This is a genomic window from Kitasatospora sp. NPDC004240 (assembly GCF_053603215.1).
In genome coordinates this window covers 1-7,185 of sequence record NZ_JBSGFD010000297.1, presented here as the reverse complement: position 1 = coordinate 7,185, position 7,185 = coordinate 1, and the positions used below count along the sequence as shown (strand labels likewise).

General features: G+C 71.2%; 5 protein-coding genes, 1 rRNA gene and 1 pseudogene. 4 read left to right on the top strand and 3 right to left on the bottom strand.

Features of this window, described 5'->3' with window-relative positions:
• Window positions 1-83: ribosomal RNA gene (gene rrf / locus ACWEQL_RS39440) — 5S ribosomal RNA — on the top strand; the annotation flags it as partial.
• A 104-nt stretch (window positions 84-187) separates the two neighbouring features.
• Here rrf and ACWEQL_RS39435 read toward each other — a convergent pair.
• Window positions 188-649 carry an N-acetyltransferase family protein gene (locus ACWEQL_RS39435; protein ID WP_452155938.1) on the bottom strand — a complete coding sequence of 154 codons (462 nt, stop codon included), beginning with the start codon at window positions 647-649 and terminating at the stop codon, window positions 188-190.
• A gap of 167 nt (window positions 650-816) precedes the next feature.
• Window positions 817-1,608 (bottom strand): VOC family protein, encoded by a 792-nt coding sequence (locus ACWEQL_RS39430; protein ID WP_452155936.1) that lies wholly within the window; start codon window positions 1,606-1,608, stop codon window positions 817-819.
• A 167-nt stretch (window positions 1,609-1,775) separates the two neighbouring features.
• Between ACWEQL_RS39430 and recD2 the strand changes: the two genes are divergently transcribed.
• From recD2 to ACWEQL_RS39415, 3 genes are all read left to right on the top strand, one after another.
• Window positions 1,776-4,016 carry an SF1B family DNA helicase RecD2 gene (gene recD2, locus ACWEQL_RS39425; RefSeq protein WP_452155934.1) on the top strand — a complete coding sequence of 747 codons (2,241 nt, stop codon included), beginning with the start codon at window positions 1,776-1,778 and terminating at the stop codon, window positions 4,014-4,016.
• Window positions 4,017-4,242: 226 nt separating this feature from the next.
• A complete protein-coding gene (locus ACWEQL_RS39420; protein ID WP_452155932.1) occupies window positions 4,243-5,532 on the top strand; it encodes a citrate synthase in 1,290 nt (429 codons plus the stop codon).
• Window positions 5,533-6,099: 567 nt separating this feature from the next.
• Entirely contained in the window at window positions 6,100-6,819 is a 720-nt protein-coding gene (locus ACWEQL_RS39415) for an SDR family NAD(P)-dependent oxidoreductase (RefSeq protein WP_452155930.1), read from the top strand.
• A 60-nt stretch (window positions 6,820-6,879) separates the two neighbouring features.
• Here ACWEQL_RS39415 and ACWEQL_RS39410 read toward each other — a convergent pair.
• A pseudogene (locus tag ACWEQL_RS39410) lies at window positions 6,880-7,185 on the bottom strand (heavy metal translocating P-type ATPase); the annotation flags it as partial.

Below are 7,185 nucleotides of genomic sequence, written 5' to 3'. Positions count from 1 at the left end.
ACATTCCGAACCCGGAAGCTAAGCCTCACAGCGCCGATGGTACTGCAGGGGGGACCCTGTGGGAGAGTAGGACGCCGCCGAACAATCATTCAGAGAAACCCCGCCCGGGGCACCCGGGCGGGGTTTCTCGCATTTCCGGGGAAAAGCGCAAGGAAAACGCGGGAGAAACAGCGGGAACGCGCGGGGATCAGAGCGCGAGCTTGAACCCGACGTGCGACGGAACGAAACCGAGGCCCTCGTAGAAGCGGTGGGCGTCCGTGCGGGTCGCGTCGGAGGTGAGCTGGACCAGCACGGCACCCAGTTCACGGGACCGTGCGACGGCCCAGCGGATCAGCTCGGTGCCCAGCCCGCTGCCGCGTTCGTCGGCGTGGATGCGGACGCCCTCGATGATCGTGCGGGTCGTGCCCCGGCGGGAGAGGCCGGGCACGACGGTGAGCTGGAGGGTGCCGATGGTGCGGCCGGCGCGTTCGGCGACCACCAGGTGCTGGTGAGGGTCCGCGTCGATGCGGGCGAAGGCGGCCTCGTACGGGGTGAGGTCGTCGGGGCTCTCGCGGGTGGCGCCGAGCGGGTCGTCGGCGAGCATCGCGACGACCTCGGGCAGGTCCTCGGCGGTCGCGCGGCGGATGGTCAGGACAGTCGGTTCGGTCATGATCACAGCCTAGGAGAGCGCACCCGGCCGAGCTCCTGGCCCACCCCTCGCCCGGTCTCCCCGGCTCCGCCCCCGAAGGCCCCCGGGAGAGCCCGCTCAGAGCCCCCGGAAGGCCTCCGGAAGGCCCCGGAAGGGCCATCCGGTGCCCCGGGGAGGGTGAGGACACGTCATCCGCCGGGTGGGGCACTGGCGATGACGGCGAAGACGGCGCCGTGCGGGTCGACGAGCTGGGCGAAGCGGCCCACGCCGTGGAGGTCGGTGGCGGGGATCCGGACGGTGGCGCCGAGCTGTTCGGCGAGGGCGACGGCGGCGTCCGGGTTGGGCACCTCGAAGTAGGGCAGCCAGTGCGAGCCGGTGCCGGCCGCGGTCTGCTCGGGCCCGAGCTGCATCAGCCCGCCGTGGGCGTCCTCGGTGCCGCCACCGGCGGGGGTGAGTACGGTGTAGAGGGCGCTGCCGACCGGGACGTCCTGCTCCTGCCAGCCGAAGACGCTCCGGTAGAAGGTCTTGGCCAGTTCGGCGTCGACGCTGTAGCACTCGGCCCAGCAGAGGGTGCCCAGCTCGGTGACGGCGTCCAGGCCGCGGGTGTCGTGGGGCTGCCAGACGGCGAAGTCGGCGCCGGTGGGGTCGGTGTAGCCGGCCATCCGGCCGCTGGTGAGGACGTCGAAGGGGGCGAAGCGGACCCGGCCGCCGGCGGTCTCGACGAGTTCGGTGGTGCGGTCGGCGTCCGTGGTGCAGAAGTAGACCGTCCAGGCGGGCGCGGAGGCGTCCTCGGCAAGCGGGCCCAGGGCGGCGACGGTGCGGCCGCCCTGTCGGAAGAACCCGTACCCCCCGGCCTCCGGCCCGGCGTCGGCGAGGGTCCAGCCGAGGACGGTGGTGTAGAAGTCGGCGGACGCCCGGATGTCCGGGCTGGCGAGGTCGAGCCAGTTGGGGGAGCCGGGGACGTAGTCGGTGGTGAGCATGGGCACCGCTCCTCGGGCGACGGGCCCGCCCCGGGGCGGACACCGGGGCGACGCCCTTCCAGCGTGGCACCGGAACCCCGCCTGTCGCACCCGGGCGGTACGGTGCGTAGCGGATCGTCACCCGCACCGCGAAGTCGGTACCCGAGCGAGCATCACGAGGGGGTCCCGTGGCCAGGCAGGCCCAGGCAGACCGGAGCGAGCAGCCGCCGCGGCAGCTCGCCCAGGTGGACGGTGTGCTGGAGCGGATCACGTACGCCAACGAGGAGACCGGCTACACGGTGGCGCGGGTGGACATCGGGCGCGGCGGGAACGACCTGCTCACGGTGGTGGGGGCGCTGCTGGGCGCGCAGCCGGGGGAGTCGCTGCGGCTGTTCGGGCGCTGGGGGTCGCACCCGCAGTACGGGCGGCAGTTCACGGTGGAGAACTACACGACGGTGCTGCCGGCGACGGTCCAGGGCATCCAGCGGTACCTGGGGTCGGGGCTGATCAAGGGGATCGGGCCGCGGTTCGCGGAGCGGATCGTCGAGCGGTTCGGGGTGGACACCCTGGAGGTGATCGAGAACGAGCCGGGCCGGCTGATCGAGGTGCCGGGGCTGGGGCCGAAGCGGACGAAGAGCATCGCTGCGGCCTGGGAGGAGCAGAAGGCCATCAAGGAGGTGATGGTCTTCCTGCAGGGCGTCGGGGTGTCGACCTCGCTGGCGGTGCGGATCTACAAGCAGTACCAGGACTCCTCGATCGGGGTGGTGAAGAACGAGCCGTACCGGCTGGCGTCCGATGTGTGGGGCATCGGGTTCCTGACGGCGGACCGGATCGCGCAGGCGGTGGGGATACCGCACGACAGCCCGGAGCGGGTGAAGGCGGGCCTGCAGTACGCGCTGTCGCAGAGCAGCGACCAGGGGCACTGCTACCTGCCGGAGGAGCGGCTGATCGCGGACGGGGTGAAGCTGCTGCAGGTGGACGTCGGGCTGGTGATCGACTGCCTGGCGGAGCTGGTCGCGGCGGAGGGCGTGGTGCGCGAGCAGGTGCCGGGGGAGGGCGGGGAGCCGATCACGGCGGTGTACCTGGTGCCGTTCCACCGGGCGGAGATCTCGCTGGCCAACCAGCTGCTGCGGCTGCTGCGGGCGGAGGCGGACCGGATGCCCTGGTTCGCGGACGTGGACTGGCCGGCGGCGCTGGGCTGGCTGGCGAAGCGGACGGGGGCGGAGCTGGCGCCCGAGCAGGAGCAGTCGGTGCGGCTGGCGCTGACCGAGAAGGTCGCGGTGCTGACGGGCGGCCCGGGGTGCGGCAAGTCGTTCACGGTGAAGTCGATCGTCACGCTGGCGCTGGCGAAGCGGGCGAAGGTGGTGCTGGCGGCGCCGACCGGGCGGGCGGCGAAGCGGTTGTCGGAGCTGACCGGGGTGGAGGCCTCGACGGTGCACCGGCTGCTGGAGCTGCGGCCGGGCGGTGACGCCGCGTACGACCGGGACCGGCCGCTGGACGCGGACCTGGTGGTGGTGGACGAGGCCTCGATGCTGGACCTCATCCTGGCGAACAAGCTGGTCAAGGCGGTGGCGCCGGGGGCGCACCTGCTGTTCGTGGGGGACGTGGACCAGCTGCCGTCGGTGGGGGCCGGCGAGGTGCTGCGGGACCTGCTCGCGGAGGGCGGCCCGATCCCGTCGGTACGGCTGACCAGGATCTTCCGGCAGGCGCAGCAGTCGGGCGTGGTGGTCAACGCGCACCGGATCAACGAGGGGCTGCCGCCGCTGACCGAGGGCCTGTCGGACTTCTTCCTGTTCGTGGAGGACGACGTCGAGCGGGCGGCGGGGCTGACGGTGGACGTGGTGGCGCGGCGGATCCCGCAGCGCTTCGGTTTCGATCCCCGCCGGGACGTGCAGGTGCTGGCGCCGATGCACCGCGGGCCGGCGGGCGCGGGCAACCTGAACACGCTGCTGCAGGCGGCGGTGACGCCGGCCCGGGAGGGGTTGGCGGAGCGGCGGTTCGGCGGCCGCACGTTTCGGGTGGGGGACAAGGTCACCCAGATCCGGAACAACTACGACAAGGGGCGCAACGGCGTCTTCAACGGGACGGTGGGGGTGGTGACCGCGCTCAGCGTGGACGACCAGCGGCTGACCGTGCTCACCGACGAGGACGAGGAGGTGCCGTACGACTTCGACGAGCTGGACGAGCTGACCCACGCGTACGCGGTGACGATCCACCGCTCGCAGGGCAGCGAGTACCCCGTCGTGGTGATTCCGGTCACCACGTCCGCCTGGACGATGCTCCAACGGAATCTGCTCTACACGGCTGTGACCAGGGCGCGGAAACTGGTTGTGCTGGTCGGGTCACGCAAGGCGATCGCACAGGCCGTTCGAGCCGTCAGCGCAGGTCGGAGGCACGCCGCACTGGATTTCCGGCTGGCGACTGGATGATTCTCCAACGGGATGGTTGCCTCTAAGGTTCTCTTGACGTGAAGAGATTTAGGGCAGAGCCTAGGATGATGCCGATCTTGTCCGGTTCGTACCGGACACGGCGGCGGGTTTTGTAGGGGCGGGCTCTTTCGGGCCACCCCGGGTGCGCGGCTGTCCTCCGGATGGGGGATGGTAGAGACAGTCAGGGCACCTTTGGAAGAGGATTCATTTCGTCGGTGAGGAAGACGTGAGCGACAACTCGGTAGTACTGCGGTACCAGGACGGCGAGTACGAGTACCCCGTCGTCGAGAGCACTGCGGGCAACGCCGGCTTCGACATCTCGAAGCTGCTCCCGCAGACCGGCCTGGTCACCCTGGACAACGGCTTCGGCAACACCGCCGCCTACAAGTCCGCGATCACCTTCGTGGACGGCGACAACGGCATCCTGCGGTACCGCGGCTACCCGATCGAGCAGCTCGCCGGCCAGGGCGGGTTCATCGAGACCGCGTACCTCCTGATCAACGGCGAGCTCCCGACGGCCGACCAGCTGTCGGCGTTCAACACCGAGATCACCCAGCACACCCTGCTGCACGAGGACGTCAAGCGCTTCTTCCAGGGCTTCCCGCGGGACGCCCACCCGATGGCCATGCTGTCCTCGGTGGTCGGTGCGCTGTCGACCTTCTACCCGGAGAGCCACAACCCGTTCGACGCCGCCCAGCGGCACCTGTCGACGGTCCGCCTGCTGGCGAAGCTTCCGACGATCGCCGCGTACGCGTACAAGAAGGCGATGGGCCAGCCCTTCGTCTACCCGCGCAACGACCTGAGCTACGTCGAGAACTTCCTGCGGATGACCTTCGCGGTCCCCGCGGAGGACTACGAGATCAACCCGGTCATCGTCAACGCGCTGGACAAGCTGCTGATCCTGCACGCGGACCACGAGCAGAACTGCTCGACCTCCACGGTCCGCCTGGTCGGCTCCAGCCACGCCAACCTGTTCGCCTCCATCTCGGCCGGCATCTCGGCGCTCTGGGGCCCGCTGCACGGCGGCGCCAACCAGGCCGTGCTGGAGATGCTGGAGAGCATCCAGAAGGACGGCGGCGACGTCGACGCCTTCATCCGCAAGGTGAAGAACCGCGAGGCCGGCGTCAAGCTGATGGGCTTCGGCCACCGCGTGTACAAGGCGTTCGACCCGCGTGCCGCGCAGGTCAAGGGCCTGGCGCACGAGGTGCTGAGCCAGCTCGGCAAGGCCGACGAACTGCTCGACATCGCGCTGAAGCTGGAGGAGCACGCGCTCAACGACGACTTCTTCATCTCGCGCAAGCTCTACCCGAACGTGGACTTCTACACCGGTCTGATCTACCGCGCCATGGGCTTCCCGACCAGCATGTTCACCGTGCTGTTCGCCCTCGGCCGGCTGCCCGGCTGGATCGCCCACTGGCACGAGATGATCAACGACCCGACCAGCCGGATCGGCCGTCCGCGCCAGATCTACACCGGCACCGCGATCCGCGACTACGTGGCGATCGACGCCCGCTGACGACCGGGGGTCCGGCGACCCCCGAGAGGCGCCCCCCGGCGCCGCAGGCCCTGCGAGAAGGGCCCGGCCGCAGTACGCGGCCGGGCCCTTCGCCGTTCCCGGGGAGCCGTCCCCTGGAACGTCTGTTGTGCGGCGCACGACTCCGGGGCGGTGCCGCAGCCCTGGACGGCCGCTCAAAGCGTCCCTGACCCGCCACACCCCGGCGCCGTGCGCGAAGGCCGCCGAGGGAAAAGTCGGCGACCGACCCGGGGCCCGCCGGAGCCCCGTCGACGGCAGTGTCGCCGGCGCGGTGACGTGAAGCCGTTCCACACGTCGCCGACCGGCAAAACCGCCGTACTACCAACCTAAGACGTATCACGGTGCGAGAAGTTACGCCCGGGGGGTGTGAGCTGCCTCTCGCCACGCTCCGTGTGCGCGTCGTTCCCGGCCCATATCACACCTTTCCCCGGGCCCGACGTCACCCTCCCCACTGTCGCGGCAACCGAGCGTGATAGGAATCGTGGCATTCCGGTACGGACCGCCCGCACTCTCGGGCGTGGCGGCGGCAACTGGGGAGGGAGTGCGCAGATGACCAGGAACGTCGTCGTCACCGGTGGTGGCACGGGGATCGGGTACGAGGTGGCGCGGCGGTTCGCCGAGGCGGGCGAACAGGTCGTGATCGTCGGGCGCCGCCGGGCGGTGCTGGAGCGGGCCGCCGCCGACCTCGGCCCGAACGTCACCCCGCTGGTCTGCGACCTGGCCGACCCGGACGCCGTGGAGGACGCCCTGGCGGTCCTGCCCGAGCGGATCGACGTGCTGGTGAACAACGCCGGCAGCCGCGAGACCGTGATCGGCGCCGGCCCGCACGCGCTGCTCGCCCGCTGGCGCGGCGACTTCGAGCGCAACGTGCTGACCGTGGTCCTGCTCACCGAGTCGATCCGCGACCGGCTCACCCCCGGCTCCGGTCGGGTCGTCACCATCAGCTCGATCGCGGCGCTGCGCGGGGCCGGCTCCTTCGGGGCGGCCAAGGCCTCGCTGCACGCCTGGAACCACTTCCTGGCGGCCCAGCTCGGCCCCTCGGGCATCACCGCCAACATCGTCGCCCCCGGCACGGTGGCCGGCACCGAGTTCTTCGGCCCGCGCCTGGACGACGCCGAGGTGGCCCGCCGGGCGTCCCGGACCCTGCTCGGCCGGATCGGCGAGACCGGCGAGGTCGCCGCGGCCGTCTACTTCCTGGCCTCGCCGGAGGCCGGCTTCATCACCGGCGAGATCCTGCACTGCAACGGCGGTGAACTGCTGGGCCGCTAGCGGCAGTACGCGAGAGGGGCCCGTACGGATCCGTACGGGCCCCTCTCGCGTGCGGGTGCCTCAGGCGGCGGTGAACCGGCGCAGGCGCAGGCTGTTGGTGACCACGAACAGCGAGGAGAAGGCCATCGCGGCCCCGGCGACCACCGGGTTGAGCAGACCGGCCGCGGCGAGCGGGATCGCCGCCACGTTGTAGGCGAAGGCCCAGAAGAGGTTGCCCTTGATGGTGGCGAGGGTGCGGCGGGAGAGGCGGATGGCGTCGGCGGCGGCGGTGAGGTCGCCGCGGACCAGGGTGAGGTCGCCGGCCTCGATGGCGGCGTCGGTGCCGGTGCCCATGGCGAGGCCGAGGTCGGCCTGGGCGAGGGCGGC

Coding starts and splice junctions, on each gene's coding strand:
- ACWEQL_RS39435 (WP_452155938.1), bottom strand. CDS start 649: ATGACCGAACCGACTGTCCTGACCATCCGCCGCGCGACCGCCGAGGAC.
- ACWEQL_RS39430 (WP_452155936.1), bottom strand. CDS start 1,608: ATGCTCACCACCGACTACGTCCCCGGCTCCCCCAACTGGCTCGACCTC.
- ACWEQL_RS39415 (WP_452155930.1), top strand. CDS start 6,100: ATGACCAGGAACGTCGTCGTCACCGGTGGTGGCACGGGGATCGGGTAC.